The organism is Clostridium oryzae (assembly GCF_002029235.1).
Taxonomy (GTDB): domain Bacteria; phylum Bacillota; class Clostridia; order Clostridiales; family Clostridiaceae; genus Clostridium_AE; species Clostridium_AE oryzae.
Genome location: NZ_MZGV01000010.1, coordinates 53884 through 78308 on the forward strand (window position 1 = coordinate 53884; position 24425 = coordinate 78308).

Annotated in this window: 19 protein-coding genes; 3 read left to right on the forward strand and 16 right to left on the reverse strand. The window is 33.8% G+C overall.

Features of this window, described 5'->3' with window-relative positions; genetic code table 11:
• Positions 1-4: 4 nt before the first annotated feature.
• The 7 genes from mraY to mraZ all read right to left on the reverse strand — a co-directional run bounded on the left by mraY (position 5) and on the right by mraZ (position 8215).
• Complete coding sequence (gene mraY / locus CLORY_RS22990) at positions 5-976, reverse strand: phospho-N-acetylmuramoyl-pentapeptide-transferase (RefSeq protein WP_139375977.1); 972 nt, start codon at positions 974-976, stop codon at positions 5-7.
• 9 nt (positions 977-985) lie between these two features.
• Positions 986-2380, reverse strand: coding sequence for a UDP-N-acetylmuramoyl-tripeptide--D-alanyl-D-alanine ligase (locus CLORY_RS22995; RefSeq protein WP_139375978.1), 1395 nt, complete (start codon positions 2378-2380; stop codon positions 986-988).
• Positions 2381-2455: 75 nt separating this feature from the next.
• Complete coding sequence (locus tag CLORY_RS06680; protein ID WP_079422738.1) at positions 2456-3895, reverse strand: UDP-N-acetylmuramoyl-L-alanyl-D-glutamate--2,6-diaminopimelate ligase; 1440 nt, start codon at positions 3893-3895, stop codon at positions 2456-2458.
• 198 nt (positions 3896-4093) lie between these two features.
• Positions 4094-6304, reverse strand: a complete 2211-nt coding sequence (locus CLORY_RS06685) for a stage V sporulation protein D (RefSeq protein WP_079422739.1) — start codon at positions 6302-6304, stop codon at positions 4094-4096.
• Positions 6305-6317: 13 nt separating this feature from the next.
• The gene (locus CLORY_RS06690; RefSeq protein WP_139375979.1) at positions 6318-6815 is read right to left on the reverse strand and encodes a hypothetical protein; all 498 of its coding nucleotides are present in this window, start codon (positions 6813-6815) and stop codon (positions 6318-6320) included.
• A gap of 27 nt (positions 6816-6842) precedes the next feature.
• Positions 6843-7775, reverse strand: coding sequence for a 16S rRNA (cytosine(1402)-N(4))-methyltransferase RsmH (gene rsmH / locus CLORY_RS06695; RefSeq protein WP_079422741.1), 933 nt, complete (start codon positions 7773-7775; stop codon positions 6843-6845).
• 11 nt (positions 7776-7786) lie between these two features.
• Positions 7787-8215 (reverse strand): division/cell wall cluster transcriptional repressor MraZ, encoded by a 429-nt coding sequence (gene mraZ / locus CLORY_RS06700; RefSeq protein ID WP_079422742.1) that lies wholly within the window; start codon positions 8213-8215, stop codon positions 7787-7789.
• 459 nt (positions 8216-8674) lie between these two features.
• Between mraZ and ychF the strand changes: the two genes are divergently transcribed.
• A complete protein-coding gene (gene ychF, locus CLORY_RS06705) occupies positions 8675-9772 on the forward strand; it encodes a redox-regulated ATPase YchF (RefSeq protein ID WP_079422743.1) in 1098 nt (365 codons plus the stop codon).
• Between the two features lie 90 nt (positions 9773-9862).
• Here the strand turns inward: ychF and CLORY_RS06710 are convergent, their stop codons facing one another.
• From CLORY_RS06710 to CLORY_RS06735, 6 genes are all read right to left on the reverse strand, one after another.
• Complete coding sequence (locus CLORY_RS06710; RefSeq protein WP_079422744.1) at positions 9863-10744, reverse strand: AraC family transcriptional regulator; 882 nt, start codon at positions 10742-10744, stop codon at positions 9863-9865.
• Between the two features lie 38 nt (positions 10745-10782).
• Complete coding sequence (locus CLORY_RS06715; RefSeq protein ID WP_079422745.1) at positions 10783-11829, reverse strand: Gfo/Idh/MocA family protein; 1047 nt, start codon at positions 11827-11829, stop codon at positions 10783-10785.
• Positions 11830-11858: 29 nt separating this feature from the next.
• Positions 11859-12782: a sugar phosphate isomerase/epimerase family protein gene (locus tag CLORY_RS06720; RefSeq protein WP_079422746.1), complete on the reverse strand. Its 924-nt coding sequence runs from the start codon at positions 12780-12782 to the stop codon at positions 11859-11861.
• A gap of 1 nt (position 12783) precedes the next feature.
• Positions 12784-13539, reverse strand: a complete 756-nt coding sequence (locus CLORY_RS06725; protein ID WP_079422747.1) for a sugar phosphate isomerase/epimerase family protein — start codon at positions 13537-13539, stop codon at positions 12784-12786.
• A 14-nt stretch (positions 13540-13553) separates the two neighbouring features.
• Positions 13554-14654, reverse strand: coding sequence for a Gfo/Idh/MocA family protein (locus CLORY_RS06730; RefSeq protein WP_079422748.1), 1101 nt, complete (start codon positions 14652-14654; stop codon positions 13554-13556).
• Positions 14655-15229: 575 nt separating this feature from the next.
• Positions 15230-17494, reverse strand: a complete 2265-nt coding sequence (locus CLORY_RS06735) for an AAA family ATPase (RefSeq protein WP_079422749.1) — start codon at positions 17492-17494, stop codon at positions 15230-15232.
• Between the two features lie 173 nt (positions 17495-17667).
• Between CLORY_RS06735 and CLORY_RS06740 the strand changes: the two genes are divergently transcribed.
• On the forward strand, positions 17668-18093 hold the full coding sequence (locus CLORY_RS06740) for a hypothetical protein (RefSeq protein WP_079422750.1): 426 nt from the start codon (positions 17668-17670) through the stop codon (positions 18091-18093).
• 205 nt (positions 18094-18298) lie between these two features.
• On the opposite strand, the gene CLORY_RS06745 is transcribed toward CLORY_RS06740, so the two are convergent.
• The gene (locus CLORY_RS06745; protein WP_079422751.1) at positions 18299-20863 is read right to left on the reverse strand and encodes a cation-translocating P-type ATPase; all 2565 of its coding nucleotides are present in this window, start codon (positions 20861-20863) and stop codon (positions 18299-18301) included.
• 233 nt (positions 20864-21096) lie between these two features.
• On the opposite strand from CLORY_RS06745, the gene CLORY_RS06750 reads away from it, so the two are divergent.
• Complete coding sequence (locus CLORY_RS06750) at positions 21097-22740, forward strand: putative manganese-dependent inorganic diphosphatase (protein WP_079422752.1); 1644 nt, start codon at positions 21097-21099, stop codon at positions 22738-22740.
• A gap of 486 nt (positions 22741-23226) precedes the next feature.
• On the opposite strand, the gene CLORY_RS06755 is transcribed toward CLORY_RS06750, so the two are convergent.
• Together CLORY_RS06755 and CLORY_RS06760 are read right to left on the reverse strand one after the other, a co-directional pair.
• Entirely contained in the window at positions 23227-23502 is a 276-nt protein-coding gene (locus tag CLORY_RS06755; protein WP_079422753.1) for a hypothetical protein, read from the reverse strand.
• Between the two features lie 136 nt (positions 23503-23638).
• Complete coding sequence (locus CLORY_RS06760; RefSeq protein WP_079422754.1) at positions 23639-24421, reverse strand: flagellar hook-basal body complex protein; 783 nt, start codon at positions 24419-24421, stop codon at positions 23639-23641.
• Positions 24422-24425: the final 4 nt, after the last annotated feature.

Genomic DNA, 24425 nt, shown 5'->3' on the forward strand with positions numbered 1-24425 from the left:
AGAATTACTTAAAAGATAAAAATGCTACTAGGCACAAAATTACAGTTATTATTGAAAAAGTTGATACTATCTTCGTTTCATGCCATCCAAGCATTTCAAAATGATGATGTATTGGTGCCATCTTAAAAACTCTTTTTCCCGTTAACTTAAAGCTCGTAACCTGTATAATATCCGAAAGAACTTCAACAACATATATTCCTCCTACAATAATAATTATCAGTGGTAATTTCAATATAAGAGCAACAGCCGCAACTGCTCCTCCCAAGGCTAAAGAACCTGTATCTCCCATGATAACTTTTGCAGGATATGAATTATATCTTAGGAAACCTAATAAAGCACCGCTAACCACTGCACAAAATACTGCTAATGAATTATGGTGCATAGCTAAGCTCAGTACTGTGAAAAATACCATCACTAATATGGTAATCGATGAAGCTAATCCATCAAGTCCATCTGTTAAATTTACTGCATTAGTAGTTGCAGCAAAATAAATAATAATAAACGGTATGTAAAACAACTTAAGATCAATAGCATTTCCGATAAATGGTATTATAATGCTAGAACCAATAGTCGGATTTTTATATGCATATAATGCAAAAACAAAAGATATCGTTAGCAAGAGTGCCATCTTCTCATAAGCTCTAAGTCCAAGATTATTTCTATGGATTATTTTTAGTATGTCGTCAAGAAAACCTATAAACCCGAATGCTACAAGGGAATACAAAGCCACCATTGACTCATCAGCAGGTTTGTTTATTATTATTACCATAACTATTGCTGTAGTTAAAATAAAAATAATTCCTCCCATAGTTGGCGTACCAGCTTTTCTTTGGTGATTCTTCGGTCCTTCTTTTCTTATAAATTGACCGAATTTCAATTTGTGAAGTAACGGTATCGCAAACATACCTATTAAAATAGATATCGCAAACGACATAAGCACTGAATAAATAATCATGCTTGTCAAAACATCTTTCATTATACCCTTTTAAACGCTCCCTCCAACATCACTATTCATACTTTTAATATTGTTAGCTATCTTATCAAAATACAATGTTCTTGAAGCTTTTATTAAAATTAGGTCGCCTTCCTGCAAATTTTGTTTTAAAAAAGCTTCTATAGATTCATTATCAGGGAAACAATAGAAATTATTATCACTATTAAATCCTTCTTCATAAGCTTTTGAAAATTCACCTCTGGCTATAAGTATATCAACACCACTGTTCTTGGCAAAAGCACCTACCTCTTTATGAAATAAATAAGAATCTTCTCCTAATTCTCTCATAGTTCCCAATACAGCTATCTTCCTTTTAGCTTTCATGCTTGATTGAACTTCAAGTGCTGCATACATAGAGTCCGGACTAGCATTGTAGCTATCATCTATCATTGTAAACTTTCCACAATCTACTATGTCAAGTCTCATAGAAGTTTTTTCAAGGTTATTAAATCCATCCTTTATTTCTTCAATGCTGACTCCCATAATTCTTGCGCAAGCTACGGCAATTAGTGAATTAATAACGTTATGTTTTCCTGGCATTGGAACTATAATCCGTTCTCTAAAGTGGCTGTTTTCCTCTATTAAATTATATTCTACTCTGTCAGTTTCCAATAATATATTCTCAGCACCATAGTTATAGCTTTCGCTCAGCCCAATCTTTCTAAGTTTAAAGCTTTCAGTTTCATAACTATGCAAAAGATCATTTTCGCCATTTACTATAAGCGTGTTGTCATCTTGGAAAAAATCAGTTATCTCAAGTTTTGCTTTTAATATATTTTCCCGCGTATGGAGATTTTCAAGATGTGAAACTCCTATGTTAGTTATTACTGCTATATTAGGAGCTGCTATATCCGCTAATCTATGTATCTCCCCTAGATTGCTCATACCCATTTCCAGTACAGCCACATCATAACTCTCATCTAAACTAAACACCATAAGAGGAAGACCTATTTCATTATTAAAGTTCCCCTTAGTCTTAAACACTTTATATTTTTTGCTAAGTGCAGCGGCAATCAAATCCTTAGTCGTAGTCTTCCCAGTAGAGCCTGTAACGCCTATAACTTTTATATCAAGTTTGCTTCTATATAATTTGGCCATTTGCCTGATAGCCTTTAGTGTGTCCTTTACTTTTATTATTGTAGAGTTTTTTATATTCTCTTCTTTATACTTTATATCGTCTACGATGCAAATGGCTGCTCCGCTCTCATCAGCCTTCTCAGTAAAGTCATTTCCATCGAATACAGCACCTTTGATAGCTATATACATATCACCGCATTTCAATTTTCTCGTGTCTATGCATATGTTTTTATAATCATAATTTCCTTTATCCAGTACGATTTTTCCATCTATACATGCTAGAAGTTCTTCTAATGTAAACTGCTTCACTTTACCACCCCATCTTAATTAATCCAGATAAACACTTTAATTTATGCTTTTATTTAACTACTGTTTATCTATACTCTATTGAATAAGACTATATACTATCTCTTTTTCATCAAAGTGTATAACTTTATTGTCTTTAAATATTTGATAATCTTCATGTCCTTTACCTGCTATTAGTATTATATCATCCTTTTTTGCAATAGAAATAGCCTCTTTTATGGCTTCTTTTCTATTTTCAACAATAGTATAGTTATTCTTATCGACGCCGGATACAATATCATTAATTATATCCATAGGCTCTTCATCACGGGGATTATCTGAAGTTATTATAGCAAAATCGCTTAGATCACAACCTATTTTTCCCATTATCGGCCGTTTAGCCTTATCTCTGTTACCTCCACAGCCAAACACCGATATTAATCTTCCTCGTTTTATCTCACGAAGAGATTTTAATATCTTTTCAAGTCCATCAGGTGTATGAGCATAGTCAATAATAACATCATAGCCCAAATCGTAATCCTTCGTAACAAGCTCACATCTTCCTGGAACCTGAGTTTTCTCAAGCCCTTCTTTTACAGTTTCTAGCTCTATTCCTTCTTTAAGGCAAACTGCTGCCGCGCAAAGGGAATTATATACGTTATATCTTCCAGGGATATATATTTCAACCTGCTGTTTTTTATTCTCAAATTTTAAATCATACTTTATACTTCTAGGACCAACTTCTATATCTCCTGCACATATATCAGCTTCTTTTTCTATTGAATAAGTAACCTTAATATTGGTGGCATCTTTACATATTCTTTCTCCGTAGATATCATCAAGGTTAATTATAGATATATCACTGTTTTTAAATAATTTTAATTTAGCTTCATAATAATTTTCGAAAGTCTTATGGAAATCCAAATGATCCTGCGTTAGATTAGTAAATATTCCGTACTTAAACTTTATACCGTACACTCTATCTAGTGCTAACGAGTGGGAGGATACTTCCATTACGCAATATTCTATTCCTTCATTAACCATTTCGTAGAACAATTTCTGAAGTTCCAAAGATTCCGGTGTAGTTCTATCCGTGTGTAATTTCTTGGTTCCAATATAATTGCATATAGTTCCTATAAGCCCAACCTTAAAACCCGCTTGTTCTAATATAGACTTTATCATATATGTGGACGTAGTCTTTCCATTAGTACCAGTAATGCCAATAAATTTCATTTTACTGCAAGGATTATCATAGAAATTAGCAGCTGCCAGAGCCATTGTTTTTCTTGTATCCTTAACTTTTATTACCGTAACATCTTGTTTGAGTTTTATATCTTTTTCACAAACTATAACTTCAGCACCGTTTTCAACTGCATTTTCTGCATATTTATGACCATCAGTTTTAAAACCAGATATACAAAAAAACACATCATTTTTTTTAACAGTTCTAGAATTATAGGCAAGTTCCCTTACTTCAATATCATCTTTACCTTTCAACAGCTCATAATCAATACCTGACAGCACTTCTTCTAATTTCACTATAATCTCACCTTTCTTAAAACATGTTGAATGAGAAATGAGGAAATTATGGTGAAAATTCAGCATAGCAGAATTTTCACCTTCATCCTAATTCCTAATTCATAATTCACAATTTATATAAAACTTCAACTAAAATTATTGCCATATAGTAAAAAGTAAATACTTATCTAAATAAACAACTTAAATTAAGCGGAATATTTAATCATTACCTAAGTTCTCAAGTTCCAATTCAATATACGAATTTTCCTTTAACTTGCTTCCAGCAGCCACACTCTGTTCTCCAACAAGTCCACTTCCTGCGAAATTGCCTTTGATTTTTAAAGAAGTTAGCAGCTCCTTAGCCTTCTTCTGATTTAATCCCGTAAAATCAGGAACTATTATATACTCATCATCGTCACTTTTTTCACTACCAGTATATAGATTAATCTTGGTACCTTCCTTAACTGTATATCCAGGCTTAGGATTCATGTCTGTTATATATTCTCCACTGCCATGTATCTCATATTCTATATTTAAATCTTTTAACTTCTTCAAAGCTTCACTCTTTTTGGTATTTCTTATCTCCGGCAGTACCACATCATTTAAAAGGCTTTGAGCAGATTCATCAGGGTTTGCGTCACCCTTTATAGAATAATAATTAAATATATCGTAAAAAACTTGTTTTGCAACAGGAGTTGCTATCTGTCCCGCATAGTAATTTGAAGGGTCAGGCTGGTCTATAGATACAAAAACTGTCACTTTTGGGTTTTTAGAAGGTGCCATGCCTGCAAAAGATGCTACATATTTCCCGGACTCATAAGCTCCTGTCTTAGGATTAACCTTCTGAGCTGTACCAGTCTTTCCAGCTATATCATAACCAGCAATATAAGCTTTTTTTCCTCCACCTTTTGAAATTACCTTTTCAAGATAACTGCAAAGCAGGTTCGCTTTTTCCTTACTTACTATCTGCTTCTTAGCATAGTTTTTAGTATAATTTTCATAGGTTGAATCTACAATATAATTTCCGCCGCTGCTTTCATGAACTATCTCTTTCATTATATGGGGAGTAATCCAAACACCATTATTAGCAATAGTGTTAAATGCAGCCATATATTGTATTGGAGTCAACGTATTAGTTTGTCCAAAAGAAATTGTGGCTAAATCAGTACTTGTTATAGCTGAGGTCTTCTTAACTATACCCTTAGCCTCTCCCGGCAAATCTATTCCTGTTTTTTTGCCAAACCCAAACTTAGTTATGTATTCATTGATTCCCTTTGCTTTAAGTCGTTCGCCCAAAGTCATAAAGCCCACGTTACAGGAATTTTCCAATATTTGTATGAAACTCTGACTTCCATGTCCTGTCCTCTTCCAGCAATGGATATGTTTCTTTCCCACGGTAAGACTTCCATTACATACAAAAGTGTCCTTTTCATTTACTAAATTCTTTTCCATAGCCGCTATAGCTGTAACAACTTTAAAAATTGAACCAGGTTCATAGGTATCACTAACAGCCCTGTTTCTCCACCTTGCCGCCATTTCATCTGGAGTGCTTGCCCCTTCTCTTGGATTATTAGGATCAAAATCAGGTTTGTTAACAAGCGCAAGTATTTCTCCATTCTTAGGATTCATTACCATGATAGTAACCGCTTTAGCTTTGTTATCTATCAGAGCCTGCTCTGCGGATTTTTCAGCTGCTACCTGTATTTTCTTATCTATAGTAAGGACTACATCTTTTCCCGGAATAGGCTTTGTAAAATCCGATATTTCATATGGAACCGCGTCATTTCTTCTGTCGATTTCGGATATTTTCAATCCAGGAATCCCAGATAATTCTTTATTATACTGCAATTCTACTCCTGCAAGTCCATTACCATCTGAATTCGTTGTACCTATAACATGTGATAAAAAATTATTGTTAGGATAATATCTCTTAGTGTCAGGTGATATCAATACACCGTTTATTTTTAACGCTCTAACTTTGTCTGCAGTCTCTTTATCTACCCTTCTTGCTAATGTAGCCGCCCCTCTATCTTTTCCATTAGGCAGCTTCTTGTATAGCTCTTGTAATATTTTCAGTTTGTCCTTATTCAGTGCAGCAGACAATCCTTCTGCTATCTTTTCAAATGTAATTTTCCCTTTGCTTTTTCTCACAGCAGCTCTTACTGAGTTCATATCCAAATCAACCCTGTACACATTAGCGCTGACAGCCAGCTCGTTGCCATTCCTATCAAGTATCTTTCCTCTTCGTGCATCTATTTTTACTTCATTGGTCCACTGTTCAGTGGCAAATCCATTAAGCTTATTCCACTGAAAAATCATTACATAAGCGAGTCTTGTCAATAGACCCATAAATAGCATAAAAATGATAATAAGGGATATAATGATCCTTTTTTTCATTATCACTTTATCCCTGTAAATTTTCCTATACACATGCTACCCTCCGCTAAAATAGTAAATTCTTTAATTTTATTAATAACTCCTTTGTTTTACTCATTTTAGCTTCTGATGTTCTTGGTTTGAAATAATTTTTGCTGAAATTAACGTAAACATTTTTCGTCTTTTTCATGCTTACCATGCCCACTTTGTTCTGAGCATTTTTTCTTATCGTTTCAATGTTACTGAGTTTATATAATTTCATCTGTGTATCTTCATGGGTAAGCCTAAGTTCTGATATGTTTCTTTTTAACTCTGTAAGTTTCATCTGCTTTGAATAAACTTTGGATTGATTATACATGAGCAGCAACCCAAGTGCAAAAACCGCAGTTACAGCAATAATAGTTTTTCTTTTTTGCAGATTTTTCTTATGCTTTTGTCTATTATTCTTTTCAATTTTAGATTTCTTTAGCTTCTCATATTCCTGTTTGCTAGGAATTTCTTCATATGTATTCGGTGATTCAATGGTACTTCCGTTTATGTAATAGCTGCTTTTATCCATTAACAATCTATTCACCTCATTCATAAAATATAACTACAACTTTTCTATAATCCTAAGCTTTGCGCTTCTGCTTCTAGGGTTTTCCTCTAATTCGTTTTCACTTGGTTCCATAGGTTTTCTGGTAATAATCTTAACCTGTGGTTTTTTTCCACATTGGCATATAGGAAAATCTGGTGGACATGTACAAGGATTTTCCTGAGTTTTAAATTTACTTTTTACTATTCTATCCTCCAGAGAATGAAAGGTTATTACTGCCATCCTTCCTTTACTGTTAAGCATCTCTATAGCAGAATCTACAGCTTTAGAAAGTACAGTAAGCTCCTCATTTACTTCTATCCTTATAGCCTGAAAAGTTCTTTTGGCCGGATGAGGTCCTTCTCTCCTAGCTTTAGCGGGTATAGCAGCTTTTATGATATCAACTAGTTCCAAAGTAGTTTCAATCTTTTTATTTTCTCTAGCTTTAACTATAAAATCAGCAATTCTTCTTGCGAACTTTTCTTCACCGTAATCTCTTATTATTTTTTCAAGTTCCCCCTTATCATAACCGTTTACTACGTCATAGGCACTAATTTCATTTTCTCTATTCATACGCATATCAAGAGGTGCATCCTGCATATAACTAAAGCCTCTTTCTCCATTATCAAGCTGATACGAAGAAACTCCCAAATCCATAAGTATCCCATCAACCCCTGTAATATTCAGCGTATTTAATATATTTTTAATATTATAAAAATTATCATTTACATAAATAACATTTTCAAAGGCTTCTAACCTTTTTTTAGATGCATTTATTGCTTCTATATCTTGATCTATTCCTATAAGCTTTCCATCTTTGGAAAGTCTTCTGACTATAGCTTCAGAGTGCCCTGCGCCACCCATAGTACAATCCACATAAATGCCATTTTCTTTTATGTTAAGTCCATCAACTATCTCATTAAGCATTATAGGTTTATGTTTAAATTCCATTCTTTCACCTCTTATATACCAAGCTCACTCATTTTTTCAGCTATGCCATCAAAATCTATATTAGAACTGTTATATTCATCCCATCTGGATTTACTCCATATTTCTATTCTTGTAGATACTCCTATGCTTACTATCTCTTTCTTTATTTGAGCATACTCAAGAAGATTTTGTGGAATCAAAGCTCTGCCTTGTTTATCAACTTCGATCTCATTAGCACCTGAAAAGAAAAATCTAACAAATGCTCTTGCGTCTTTACTCGTAAGGGGAAGTTTCTTAAGTTTTTCTTCAAGCACCTTCCACTCTTCCATAGGGTAGACATATAGACATCCATCAAGACCCTTCGTAACAACAAATGTACTTCCAAGTTGTTCTCTGAATTTTGAGGGTATAATCATTCTATTTTTTGTGTCAATGGCATGTTGATATTCACCGATAAACATGTTACACCTCTATATTCTACCACAAAATAATAATTTCACTCCACTTTACTCCACTTTAATCCACAAGAAATAATATTCTATACAAAATTAAAAAATCCTTCTGGTTTTTTACCATTTTCAAAAAAATATTAAATTTTTTTATATAATATTCTAAACATCTGTTTTTTTCTGCTTATTAATTACATTAAATAAACTATTTATAAAAATATCTTTCGCTATTTTCCCACTTTATGTATTTACTTCATAATTAATACACACATAATATATCTATTATTAATGAAGAGTTTTTTTATTGAAATGTATATACTTGTAGCGTATAATTTAAAATTGTATTATATATGAAAAAACAATACATAGACTTTGCATACGGACAGTAAAACATCAAATATTTACTTATGTAATGTTAATAGTTGAAGTTGTTTTTCTACAGATATAACCTAATAGAGAGGATGTTTATAAATGAAATTAGGAATTGTTGGACTGCCTAATGTAGGTAAAAGTACTCTATTTAACGCCATTACAAAGGCAGGCGCAGAATCTGCAAATTACCCATTTTGCACTATAGAACCAAATGTAGGTGTAGTTGCAGTACCTGATAAAAGATTAGATGTACTTGAAAAAATGTATAATTCAAAAAAGAAGGTAAATGCCTCCATCGAATTTTATGATATAGCTGGTCTTGTCAAAGGTGCCAGCAAAGGTGAAGGACTCGGAAATAAATTTTTGTCACATATTAGAGAAGTAGCTTCAATAGTTCATGTTGTAAGAGCCTTCGAAGACGAAAACATAGTACACGTGGATGGTTCTGTAGATCCAATAAGAGACATAGAAACCATCAATCTTGAACTTATATTTTCTGACTTAGAGGTTCTTGAAAGAAGATTAGAGAAGACTGTTAAGCTTGCTAGGTCCGGCGATAAAGCTGCTAAGAAGGAAAATGAACTTCAGGAAAGAATAAAGGCTCACTTAGAAGCTGGAAAGCCAGTAAGAACTTTAGAAGTGGATGAAGATGAAGCAAAACTTATAGACGGTTATTTTCTTATAACATCTAAGCCTGTACTCTATGCAGCTAATATATCTGAAGATGATTTGATGAATGGCAATGCTAACAATAAATTTGTTCAGCAGATACAGGAATATGCTAAATCAGAAAATTCAGATGTAATAGTTGTATGTGCAAGATTAGAAGAGGAATTGTCTGCACTTGAAGAAGATGAGAAGAGAGAAATGCTTGCTGACTACGGTTTAGATGAGACAGGTTTGGATAAGCTAATAAACGCAAGCTACAGTCTGCTTGGTTTAATGAGCTTTTTAACTGCAGGTGAGCAAGAGGTAAGAGCATGGACAATTAAGAAAGGAACAAAAGCACCTCAAGCAGCTGGGAAAATACATACAGATATAGAAAGAGGATTTATCCGTGCAGAAATAGTTTCCTACGATAAATTGGTAGAATGTGGCTCAGAGGTCGTAGCAAAAGAAAAGGGCCTATACAGGTTAGAAGGAAAAGACTATGTTATGCAGGACGGAGATGTAGTTAATTTCAGATTCAACGTATAAAAGAGTTAAGAGTAAAGAGAAGAGAGTAAAACGAAGGAAGAAATACAGCTTGAAAGCTGTATTTCTTCCTTCGTTTTATGTCAGATTATATTATATATCTACTTCAAATTCACCTGTCTTTGAATTATTAACATGTTTTTTATATTCCATAGGTGAACATCCTGTAATATTTTTAAATACCCTATTAAAGGTTTTAATACTATTAAAACCAGACTTGTATGCAACTTCTGCCATGGAATCCTCCTCCTGTAATATGCTCCACTGGGCTCGCATAACCCTGAAATTACTTAAGTAGTCTACAAAAGTCATCCCAACATTCTTCTTGAAAAACTTTGTAAAATAATATTTACTGAACCCCATCGCTTTTGAGATCTCATCCAGATCAATCTGATTCTGATAGTTTGCTTCAACATACTGAAAGATGCTTTCCATCCGTTTCAGCCTCTCCTTTTCACGGCTTAGTTCTTCAAGTGAATACTCCTCCTTGGGCATATATCTAAGTAATATTCCCGCCAAATCATATAGCCTTGCCTTAAGTATTAGTTTATACCCTTCCTTTGCCTCACTATACTCACTGATTATTTCCTTTATATGCTTCTCCATCAAGGCATGAATTTTATTACCTTTTGTCAGACAAATAGAATGTGTCAGCATTGGTCTCAAAGCTTTAGCATCCTTTATCCCGGAAAGAAAGCTATCATATATGGACAATCTAAATTGTATTACTGCTCTATTGCTAAATTTTTTTTCTTGAAAAAAATAGTGTACTTCTCCGGAACCAATTATTATAATATCCCCTTGCTTAAGCTTCCATGTTCTACTGTTCACACCAACCTTGAGCGCACCTTCTACAAGATAAATAATTTCAATATCTTCGTGCCAGTGATGTGATACGCTTCCATATCCGTCATTAAAAAATAATCTGAATGGGAAATCTGGTTCCAATATCGTTTTTTCGTAACTTCCCTGCATAGAAGGCTACCTCCGGAAATATTTAAATAACTATACCTTTATATGATTTCATGTATTGCCTGCTTAACTTCCGCTGATTGAAATACTGTTTCCATAAGCTTCATCACTCTCATAAGTTCATCGTGTTTAACAAGCTGCTCTTCTTCTTTTTCTATAGATTTAACTACATTCCTATAAAAATCCCTGACATCCGACTTAATTCTTGGCAATTTATATTCCTTAATTGTATCATCTGTGCGAGGAGCCATAGTTTTCGTAAGTCCAGCTGCAGTTACTACTGGTACCGCATCACGTTTTTCCCAGTCAGAAACCTTTACAAGCTTGCCATTTATGTCCCAATCTTCAATAAGCGCTGTTCCATTTTCTCCTTGAACATACCATCTTGGAAGGTTAATAAAATTGCTTGTACCAACCTCAACCTGACAGGATAATCCATCCTCAAACTTTAATAATATCTTAAAGCCATCATCAACTTCCTCATTTGTTATATTAGTAAGTTCTGCATAAGTTGAAATAATCCTTTTTTTAGTAAGCATTAATATCTGATCCAGCATATGAACTCCCCAGTCCAGTACCATTCCGCCTCCATGCTCCTTTGTGTTTCTCCAGTCACCCGGAATTCCTCTTGAACCATGCACCCTTGACTCTATATTAAATATCTTACCCAAAGTACCTTCATCGTAAAGCTTCTTTACTACTAAAAAGTCCTCATCCCATCTTCTGTTTTGATGTACTGTAAACAATTTGCCACACCGTTTTGATGCTGCCACCATTTCCTGAAGTTCTTGAGAGTTCAAAGCTACGGGCTTTTCACATATAACATTCTTTCCTGCTTCCATAGCTTTAATGGATACTTCTTTATGAAGATCATTAGGAATAGCCACCACAACAAGGCTCACTTCCTTATCCTCTAAAAGCTGTTCAAAAGTCTCATAGGCATAAATTCCATTTTTCCTTGCACGGTTTGAAGGTTCCGGAGCTATATCATAGATTCCACATAGTTCCATCTCCTGCATTGTTCTCAATTGCTGAGCATGCCAGCTGCCCATACCGCCATACCCGATAACTGCAGTTTTGCATTTCACAGCTTATCACTCCATTCCTGCGCCGGCATCTATACCAGTTTATTTAAATAGTTTATTCCAAGTGTAAGTCCTGCCTTTACTTTTTCTTCACTGCCTTCGTATACGGGATCTTCATGCTCTATACTTATTACACCGTCATACCCTATTTTTTTAAGCTCCTTTATTAGCTGTGCCCAATCAATCTGTCCAAGACCAGGCATTCTATATCTCCAGTATCCAAAATCCTCACTGCTTGAGTTTAATTGTTTGTTGAATGCACCATATTGTTTTAGCTTATCTTCAAAAACCTCCGCATCCTTAGCATGTACATGAAAAATTCTATCCTTGAACTCTTTAATTGGTGAAATATAATCCATTAACATTGAATGAAGATGTGATGGATCATAGTTTAATCCAAAATTTTTATTTGGTACCCTCCTAAACATTTCTCTCCAAAGCTCAGGTGCAAAGGATATCGTCCCTGGAAGACCTTTTACCTGCCATCCCTGCATTGCGCAGTTTTCTATTATTACTTTTATTCCTCTTTCTTCAGCATAACCTACTAAATCTACAAATACCTTTTCAAACTCATCAAAATTATCCTCTATACTCTTGTCTATGTTTCTTCCAACGAAGGTTCCTACTGCTGGTACCTCCAAAAGCACTGCTGCATCCACACATCTCTTAAAATGATTATTTATTTCCTTCCTTTTCGATAAATCATTTATAAGATTATTATCATAATATGCTAATGAAGATATAGTCAAGCCGTACTCCTTAAAATATGCTTTTATTTCCTCTGCCTGCTCTTTAGAGAAATTCTCAACATCTATATCACAGCTTGAGTAATCTCTGCTGTTATCAGCTGGCCAGCAAGCTATTTCTAATGACTTAAAACCCTGCTCACTTGCCCATTTAGCTTTTTCTTTTAAGGGCATATTTCCTAAACTTACTGTTAATAATCCTACATACATACTATCTCTCTCCTCTTATTAGCTTTTTTAAATTTTCGTACCCTAGCTTAACACTTTCAATAGTTGATCCTCTAAAATACTCCTGTTCAACTATCAACCATTTTACTCCTATATTTTCAGCTTCTGCTGCTATAGCCTTTATATCTATAATTCCATTTCCTATTTCAGTAGAGCGTTTCTCTCCATTAACTATTTCCATGTCCTTCATATGGACAAGCTCTACTCTTCCTGTATATTTTTTCATGTATTCAATAGCATTAACTCCAGAATACTCAACCCAATATGTGTCTATTTCTGCCTTAACATATTCTGACTTTGTTTCTTCATATAATATATCGAGTAAATACTTACTATTAATCTGTTTAAATTCATGGTTATGATTATGATATCCTAATATTAGTCCTTCCTTTTTGCACTTTTCTCCAATGGTATTTAATTTAAGGGCAAGCTCTTCACACTCTTTTATGTTGTTAAGTTCCGACCATGGACATATTATATATGGATTACCTATCTCAAGATTATAGTCAATAACAGCAGCAAGATCATTTACTAATTCATTTAATCCCACATGGCTTCCGCAGGCTTTTAGGTTCAGATCCTGCATTACTGCTTTAAGCTCATGACTTTTCAAACCTCCATAGCCAGCAAATTCTACTCCTTCATAGCCTATCTCTGCCACTTTCTTTAAGGTTCCTGCAAAATCCTTTGCAGTCTCATCTTTTATACTGAATAACTGAAGTCCTATCGGCAGACTCATAAAATCCCTTCTTTCTATTCAAAATATACAGCCTTACCAGTTCTAGCAGACTCATATATTGCCTCTAAAATCTGAGTTACCACCAAAGCCTGCTCTGGCTTAACCACCAATTCTTTGCCATTTACAACTGCATTATAAAACACCTTTTGCTCAATATCCGGTGCTTCTTCTGCAGCTCCATCATAGAATGCAACTCCTGCAGCATCTAAGGCTGGCTTCTCTATACATTGCTTGTTATATTTAACATAGTTTATTCTTAAACCATCCTTCATGTCAGCTCCTGCCTTAGTACCGCATAATGAAGTTTTAGCTTCATCCACCTCAAGACTATTTAATGCCCAGCTTGCTTCAAGATTAATGGTTGCACCATTTTTCATCTTTATAAAGCCAAAAGCAGAATCTTCAACTGTGAATTTATCTCTATCCCAATCTCCCCATGCGTTACCGGTGTTAGTCTGATTTCCTAGTTTTTTATAAACTGAGCCTAACACACATTCCGGCTCGTAATTATTCATCATCCAAAGCGTCAAATCAAGAGCATGTGTTCCTATGTCGATGAGCGGACCTCCTCCTTGCTCTTCCTCATCCAAAAATACGCCCCAGGTTGGTACTGCCCTTCTCCTTATAGCATGTGCCTTACCATAATAAATTTCACCTAAATCATCATTTTCGCAGGCAGACTTCAAATAAGCTGAATCAGTTCTGTATCTATTCTGATATCCTATTGTGAGTATCTTTCCAGTTTCTTTAGCGGTGTCTACCATAGCCTTTGCCTCTTTATAGGTTTTTGCCATAGGCTTCTCACACATAACATGCTTACCTGCTTTCATTGCAGCAATAGAAATAATGCTGTGCGACTTATTTGGTGTTAAAACATATACAGCTTCTATTTCCTCTTCCTTTTCCAAAAGTACTGTGTAGTCTGTATAAACTCTTGCTTCTTCTGTACCATACTCATTTTTAGCCTTCACAGCTCTTTCTTCAATTAAATCACAGAAAGCCTCTATAACTATGTTTCCATTTTTCTTTATTGCTGGTAAGTGTTTTCCATTTGCAATACCTCCGCAGCCTATAACAGCCACCTTTAATTTTCTTTCGATACGTCTATCCACCATATTTCTCACCGACCATACTAAGCATTAAAATCGCAATCCATGGTCAATTTTCTCTCCCTTCTAAAAATATTAGTTTGCAGCTGCAATACCCTTATAACCTTTAGTACTGCCACCTTTCATAACCAATTGTATACCATTACAATGTTTATTTCTTGCCATTAATTGCTTACTTATTCTCAAATATTGTCATAAAAAAGATTACATCCTACGTAGGCTAATTCCATTCATTAAGTAATTACACCACATCTTTGAGGCAAATTTCCTAATGGCTCATAACTCGGCTGCGCCTCAAACAATTCGCCATCTTAACGGAAATTTCCCTCAAAGACATGGGTAATTACTAAACTCACTCCAAATGCCTACTTCTGATGTAATCTTTTTTATGCGCTATCTCTTAATCTTTACATAATATTTTTATTTTATTAATTCTGTTACCTTCGTATCTTAATTCGCTAAATTCAAAATATATTATTATTTCTTTTTAATCTCTTCGTAAACACGATGTATTGTTGTTTCATTTAGTGACCACCTTTTCTCCATAACTTTTCTCTTTTCTCTCTACTCTTTTCTCTCAATTAGTTTTCTGATTTTGAAATTTTTTTAGCTTCTTTTATTGCCGCGTCAATAATATCCTTGCTAGAGATCTTACTGCTTCCCATCATGACCTCCAACGCATCTTCAATACTTTCCATAATGTATATGCTAAATTTGCTTTTAATTATCTGTTTTTCTATATCATAATCTAGAACTAGATTCTTCAAATTACTCTTGGGAATAAGCACTCCTTTTCCATCTATTTTTCCTTTTATATTGCAAAGCTTATAAAATCCCTCTATTTTTTCATTTATACCACCTACTGCCTGTATATCTCCAAACTGATTAACAGAACCTGTAACAGCTATACTCTGCCTAATGGGAATTTTCGAAAGTGAAGATATTATACTTAACAGCTCTGCTACAGATGCACTATCTCCTTCAACTTTTCCATATACCTGCTCAAAGCTGACATTAAAATCAAATGGTATATCCACATCTTCTCCCAGCATTTTACTGATAAGTCCCTTCAATATATTTACAGACTTATTATGAATATTACCGCTCAAATTGCTTTCCTTCTGCACATCCATTATATTTCCGTCACCTTTATAGCAACTGCAGGTTATTTTTAGAGGTCGTCCAAAAGACATATAGCCCAAATCAATAACCGAAAGTCCGTTTACGCTGCCGATACATTTATCTTCTACATTAAATCTAATATAATTTTGCTCATAATTTTCTAAAAGATGTTTTTCTACTAAATCCTCATACTTATCTATTCTTGCTATATCCACTGCTTCTATATGATTACTATTTCTTTTTCTAGCATAGCTGTCTGCATCCAGACATATTTTTTTGAGCTCCATATCATCATAGAATAATTTATCTCTATCCTCTACTTTTTTAGACAGGTGCCTGAATACTTCATGTAATGCTGCTTCGTTTAAATTTAAGAGTTTTTTTTCTATTGTGATGCAATTCAAGTTTTGTGCGAGTTTTTTTCTGTTTTCTTCTGTATTATTTATACAATTGTCATATTGTATCCTATTATTAAATATATATTTGAAATCTTCATCGCCATTGTAAAGAATATTATATGTTTCATAATCACCAATAACTATAAATCTTGTGTTTATTGAGATTGGTTCTAGATCGATACAAATTCCATGCATCTCCATATATATCTTATTGAAATCCATCTTAAGCTTATGATTGAGTAAAACTTTCTTTAGATACAAATAACTTGATACACTGCTAAAGATATCTCTGGCTCTTACTATTACGCATCCTCCGTAGCATTTCAAAATTGTACCTGCTTTTATCATTGAAACATCCCAAACATAATTTCCGCCTGAAATGTCATAGTCCACAGTGCCAATTAGGTTTTGAAGTGTAGGATCTTCTTCATAAATAACTTGCGGACTTTCAATTTTAGAGTTATCAACAATAACATTTATATTATATTTTGAAATTAACGAAATAATTTTATCTTCATCATCTTCTATATTTCCAGAAAAGATATCAATAACGTTTTTTTCAATATTTTCACAAACGTACTTAAGATACCGCAATGCATCTGACTGGTCTTCAAAAGTCTTAAAGCATTGAGCTTTTATAATATTCATTTCCTCTGTAACAAATTTTAAAAGATTCTCCTTTATCTTTTGAAGTCCATCTGATTCACAATTTTTTATATCCTCTAATATTTCTCTAGCCCTTTGCTTCAGCTTATTTATTGCTTTATATTTCTCTTCGTCAAAACTGATGCTATCACTAGTATCATCCTCATCTGGCAAAAATACAAATCCACTACTGGAAGGCTTAAGCTTAAATCCTTCCTGCTTTGCCATTTCAACAAGACTTTCTAAAAGCCTACTTCTTTTTATCTGTATTCCTTCCATTATCTTATCTTTTTCTTCTGTGCTTCTATTGTAAAAATCATATAGTACTTCTAAGTAATAGTTCTTTAAATCGTCAAGTGAATTCTTAAGTTCATTACCAAAGCCCTTCTTCAATGTGATTATACGTGGGGCTTTAATATCATCATAGATTGCATAACATATATCTCGAATTTCATTTTGGGCAACAACTGCCTGTACTTTGTCAACTATTTTTTCTATCTTCTCCTCTGAATACTCATCCACCAAATAAATATTATAGTTACTTTCATCGATTAACAATGTTCTTTCCAATTCATCTAATACAGAATCATATTGTGGAATGCTGTATTCTTTATCATCAAGCTGAACCTCAGGGACTTTTACTTTATAAACAATATCCATGGTTTTCAATGCTAAATCCATAATATTAGGCCTCACCCTCTAAAAGTAATATTACAACTTCATTACTATAATAATATTCCAATACTCAGCTTTTAGTAACTAAAAAAAATATAAACATTGACACTAACCGATTTTTCTATGTTATAATAATCATTGTAAGATTTGCATCACTAACTAGTAAAGGAGTTTTAACCATGGGGTTTAGAGACAAACTAACTAAATATTATCAAGATTCTTATTTAAAAAAATACGGTGATAGACTTACTCAAGTGAGAGGTAATGTGCTTTCCGTTAAAGTAGAAGAAAAAAGAATCCTTTGGATTTTCTATAAATTAAAAGCGGTACTAATTGTTAAGCCTGAGCGAAGCAGAAATATTGTTTCTTGCGTATACAGCAGAAACAAATGGTTCAAAAAGCCAAAGTTCATGGCTATTTCTCAGGGAAATTTGGTTATCGTTCAAGGTTTAAAACCTAAGAAGAACAACAGTAAAAAGCACAAGGATTCAAAGGAAAGCATAACAATAATGAACATATTAAATCTGACAACCAAGGGTGAGCTTTATCATGTAGACGGCAATGTTATGAAAAATGCTACTAAAGTTAAATACAAATACAAGTAAGAAGAGTAAAGAGTAGAGAGAAAAGAGAAAAGAGAAAAGTGGTGGAGGAAATTCTGCAAAGCAGAATTTCTTGCAATTTATTTTTTGGGACTTAATAAAGAAGCTTTCTGAAATTATGATATATTCTAGATTCCAGAAAGCTTCTTTATTTTTTACTCTTTTGTGAATAACTCTTAGCCTTATAGAAATAATCAGTTTCTACTGCTTAGTTTCTGCTTTTCCCAAATTGCATATAAATAGTGTTGATAAGTGATATTATCCACGAGAAGAATAGTATAATCAGCCACTGTTTTCCTCCTAAAGCTACCGTGTGGAAAATTTGCTGAAAAGTTGGTACATATATTACTGTTAATAGCATAAGCACTGACGTTGTAACAGCTCCAACTAAATACATATTGCTGAATATATTGATACGGAAAAGTGGTTTCTTTTCTGACTTACATTCAAAGACATGAATCAGCTGTGATAACACCAGCGTTGAAAGAGCTATAGTCCTGCAGCTATCCAGTGAAAAACCAAAGTTTAATCCAACTAAGTAAGAAAGTACTGTGCAAATTCCTATTAGACTTCCTCTGATTAATATCTTCTCGGTAAGTCCCCTTGCAAATATATGCTCATTTTTTGGTCTAGGTTCTTCAATCATTGTATCATCTTCCGGCGGATCTACCCCTAATGCTATAGCTGGAAGTCCATCAGTTGCAAGATTTACAAACAGTATTTGTATTGCTATAAGTGGCGTTTGAAGATACATTAACGAAGCTAAAAACATTGTAAGTACTTCTCCAAGATTACAAGAAAGAAGATATCTTATGAATTTTCTTATGTTACCGTAAATAACTCTTCCTTCTTCTACCGCTGCCACAATAGTCGCAAAGTTATCATCAAGAAGTATCATTGAAGCAGACTCTTTTGTAACGTCTGTTCCTGCTATACCCATAGCTATTCCAATATCAGCTTCTTTAATGGCTGGTGCATCATTAACACCATCACCAGTCATTGCAACAATCTCCATATTTTTTTTAAAGTTTTTAACTATTCGCAGTTTATGTTCAGGGTTTACTCTTGCAAATATCCTTAATCCTTCGATTTTTGCACTGAGCTCACTATCTGACAATCTATCCAATTCCTCACCGGTTATGACTTGTTCCTTGCTAGTGCATATATCAAGATCCTTTCCAATGGCATAAGCAGTATTTTTATGATCTCCTGTAATCATTACTACCTTTATACCTGCTGATTTACATCGCATTACAGCATCTTTTACTTCTCTTCTCGGCGGATCTATAATTCCTGCTGCACCTACAAATATTAAATTACTTTCCACATTTTTATTATGTACAATCCCAATCTCCTTATAAGCTGCTGCTATACATCTTAGCGCATTATCTGACATAAGCTCTATATTACGAAGTATTCTCTTTTTCCACAACTGAGTCATCGGTTCTATACTTCCATTTACATATATTTTGGTACACTTTTCAAGGACTCTCTCCGGTGCACCCTTTACCAGACAAACCTCTTTTCCCCTTTCTCTGGAAATTACCGTCATCATTTTCCTTTCAGAATCAAAAGGTATATCATAAGCCTTATTAAACGATGTTATGAAGTTCTGCAAATCTTTATTTTCTTTAAAAAATGCCCTTATCAGCGCGGTTTCAGTTGGATCTCCAAACAGAGCCTTTTCAAAATTTTTTTCAGTAAAATCAAAGCTGCAATCACTACATATAGTAAATATTTTTTTCAGCATGTTATCTTTTTCAAATATCTTAAGTTCCTTTTTATCATTAGCAGATATGATTCTATCATTAAAATATAGCTTCTTTACAGTCATTTTATTTTCTGTCAGCGTCCCTGTTTTATCACTGCAAATGACTGAGGTGCATCCTAAGGTTTCCACAGCAGGAAGTTTTCTAACCAGTGCATTTCGTTTAAGCATTCTCGAAACTCCAAGAGCTAAAGCTACCGTAACAATTGCAGTTAATCCCTCTGGAATCGCTGCTACTGCTAAGCTTACCCCTAGAAGAAACATATCCATTATGTCATTCCCACGCATAATTCCAAGTATAGTTACAATGAAACAAATAACAATACAGCCAACTACCATTATCTTGCCAAGAAAATTAAGTTTCTCTTTAAGGGGCGACTTTTCACGTTCAATATTCTGAAGCATGTTTGCTATCTTACCCATTTCTGTATCCATGCCTGTTTTTACTACTTTTGCTTCAACTCTTCCTTTTAGCATTATCGTTCCCATGTAGATATTGTTTTCTTCCTTTGCTGTACTCTTAATCACACCCGTTGACTCTCCAGTGAGTAATGATTCATCTACTAACACATTACTTGATGTAACAATTATGCAGTCTGCTGGTATCCTGTCTCCGCTTTCTAGTACTAAAAGGTCCCCCAGAACTACATTTTCAGCATTGATAACCTTCAATCTTCCATTCCTTATAACCTTAGTGGTTGGCGCCGCCATCTTTTTTAGTGCATCCAAAGACCTCTCTGTTTTATATTCCTGTATGAACCCTAATATTGCATTCATCACGACTATTACAAGAATAGTTATTGCATCAGCCTTTTCTCCCATATAACCGGATATCACAGTAGCTACTATTAACACCCAGGTTATAAAATCATTAAATTGAGCTAGAAAAATTTTTAAAGGAGATATACTAGCTTTTTTTTCTAGTGTATTAGGGCCATACTTTTCAAGTCTTCTCTTAGCTTCTGATTCCGTAAGTCCCTTCAATAATTCTACTTGCTCTAACATGTCCCAGTCCTCCCAGAGCTATATAAATTTCCTTATATATATATGTAGCATATTAATTAAACATTACCAAGAGAAGAGAAAAGAGTTAAGAGTAAGGAGAAAAGAGCCGCAGAAAAATTATTACTTTAAGTTGTTTTATAATTATTTTCTTTACATTTTTGTGCATAATCTATAAAATAAATGTTGAATATACTTAAAAACATCATTACAAACGGAAGGACGAATTAATTAACATGAAAGAAGTTATTTATATTACAGGACATAAAAATCCTGATACAGACTCAGTATGTGCTGCTATTGCATATGCAGAATTCAAAAATAAAACGCAGAATACCCCGGCAATACCTGTAAGACTTGGTGAATTAAATCTGGAAACTAAATTTATTTTAGATTATTTTAAGATTCAACCTCCTATGCTTATCGATACTGTAAAGGTTCAAATAAGCGATTTAAATATAGATAAAATTGCTCCTGTATCACCTGATATTTCACTCAAAATGGCTTGGAACCTTATGAAAAGAAATAACGTTAAAACCATGCCTGTCACTAACGAGAGAAATAATCTGGTAGGTATAGTTTCTATGTCTAATCTCATATCTTCTTTTATGGATATATGGGATAATGCTATTTTAGCTAAAAGTCAAACTCCTCTTGACAATATAACTGCTACCCTCTCTGCTAAAATAATATATGTAGAGGAATCGAAGCCTTACTTCGAAGGCAAGATCGTAATTACATCTATATCCTCTTCTTCTATCTCTGACACAATTAGCGAAGAAGATATAGCTATTTGCTCTGACAGTCCTGATGTCCAGAAGTTAGTTATTGAAAAAGGTATTTCTCTTTTAATTGTAACTGATAACAATAAAGTAGAAAAAAACATTATAGAATTAGCTCAAAAAAATAAATGTTCAGTAATCGTTACTCCACATGACAGCTTTACAGCTGCAAGACTTATAACTCAGAGTATCCCTGTAAAATACGTAATGACTAAAGATAATCTTATTAGTTTTTCTACAGAAGATTTTGTAGATGAAATTAGAGATGTAATGCTGGAAAACCGATATAGGAGCTACCCAATTATCGGAAAAGATGATGCAGTTATTGGAAGTATATCCAGATATCATTTGATTTCCAAAAACAGAAAAAAGGTTATACTCCTTGACCACAATGAAAGATCTCAGGCAGTAGATGGCCTTGAGGAGGCAGAAGTGCTTGAAATTATAGATCATCACAGAATAGCAGATGTACAGACTGGAAATCCTATATACTTTAGAAATGAACCCGTGGGCAGTACTTCTACAATTATAGCTTCAATATTTTTCGAAAATGGTATAAGACCAAGTAAAAATGTGGCAGGAATTTTATGTGCTGCAATAATCTCTGATACGCTGTTATTAAAGTCACCAACTTCTACAATTGTTGATCAGATAATGCTAAAGAGACTTTCTGCTATTGCCGATTTGGACCCTGAAAAATTTGCTAAGGAAATGTTTAAAGCAGGAACCTCCCTCAGAGATAAAAGTCCTGAAGAAATATTTCATCAAGATTTTAAGGCCTTCAGCATTAATGATCTTAAAGTTGGAGTTTCTCAAATAGGAACACTTGATATGGAAGGAATGGAGGCAATGAAGAAGTCTATATTAGAGCTTATGAATAGAAAAGTTAGGGAAAATGGCTTCTTTATTCTTATATTTATGATTACAGATATACTTAAAGGCGGATCCGAGCTTATTATAGCAGGAGAAGAAAAAGAAATCTTATCTAAAGCGTTTAACGTGGAGTTTGAAAACAACAGTGTTTATCTTCCTGGAGTTGTTTCAAGAAAGAAACAAGTAATTCCGCCAATAAGTTCAGCTATTGCAAATATGAAGTAAAAAATGGTTACACCCTATGTCGGCCGGTTACGTTCATTAAGCAATTACACCGCATCTTTTAGGCAAATTTCCTAATGGCTCATAACTCGGCTACGCCTCAAACAATTCGCCATCTTAACGGAAATTTGCCTAAAAGACATGGGTAATTGCTAAATTCACTCCAAATGCCTCCGTCGGATGTAACCATTTTTAATGCCCTGACTCTTAATATTCATAAAATACTCTTATTATACCGCTTCTGTTGCCTTCTTATCTTAATTTATTGACTTCAAAATATATTACTGTTTCTTTTTAACTTCTTCGCAAACATGATGAAACGTTTCTATATTTAATGATAATCTTTTTTGCTTTATATAAAAGTATCTTAACACTATCCAAAAACATAAATTCCTAAAAAGAAACAAAATTTATTCATAGGAATTCAGTGTGACTGAATTCCCACCTTCACTTGTCTCTTTACTCTTTACTCTTTTCTCTCTTCTCTTTTTACAAGCATATGTCTTGAATGTTTACTGTTGTAATTTTTAGATTACTAGCTGCTACAGGTTCAGGGAAAACTGGCTGAGGAAGAACACCATTATATAATGTATTGGTATTGTAACCAAATTTATTATCATATATAGGCTTATCCTTAACAATAGGCTGAGAATATGGATATACATATGGCCATGTATTAAAAACTCTTTCAGATGAATATGAATTAGACTTAAAACATTGTTCATTACAATTTATCATCATATCAGAATAGTTACAATTTAACATAATATCTCTACCCCTTCATTTTTAATAATAGTAGATTATATGTATTAATAAATAGATTTATACTATCCCTAATGCTAAAAAAGAATTCAGTGCCAAACTGAATTCTTTCCTTATCTTTACTCTTTTCTCTTTTTTACTATCTGCTTCTTAAATTATTAACCATCTGCCACATGGAATCAGCAGTCTGAATACCCTTTGAGCCCAATTGAAAAGCTCTCTGGGTGACTATAAGATCAGACATCGTTTTTCCGACATTTACATTGGAAGCTTCTGTATAGCCTTGCAATACATCTGTACCATTAGTCTGAAACATATTAACACCATTATCTGGCTTAAATAAACTATCGCCAGAAGGAATCATAGCTTCAGATCCTGTAGTGTTATATACTGGAATACGACCTATTATCTTATTCGAACCATTTAATGTTATTGAGCCATCCTCAGTAACATGGAAATTATCATCTGTTAGTTTAACATTATTAGCATTATATCCGTTAGCATATTCTATAGTAACTTTATTTCCATCATGATCTACTAACTGTCCGTTAGCATCTAATAGGAATTCGCCGTTTCTAGTATAAGCCTTCTCTCCAGATGAAGTGGTTACCTCAAAATATCCTGGACCATCTAATGCAAGATTAGTAGATAAATCTGACTTTACCATTGAACCTTGAACTGTACTCATCATCCAATCAGTTGATTTAACACCAGAGCCTGTATAAGGATCCTTAACTCTTTTACCATTTTCAGTAACCGGATACCCTTTTCTGTTTAATGTTTCTGATACTAAATCCTGAAATGAAACAATTTTACTCTTATATCCACTAGTTGTTGAGTTTGCAAGATCATTTGATATTGCGTCTAATTTATTCTGATTTGCTGTCATAGCACTTTTACTATTCCATAAAATTCTTAACAAAATA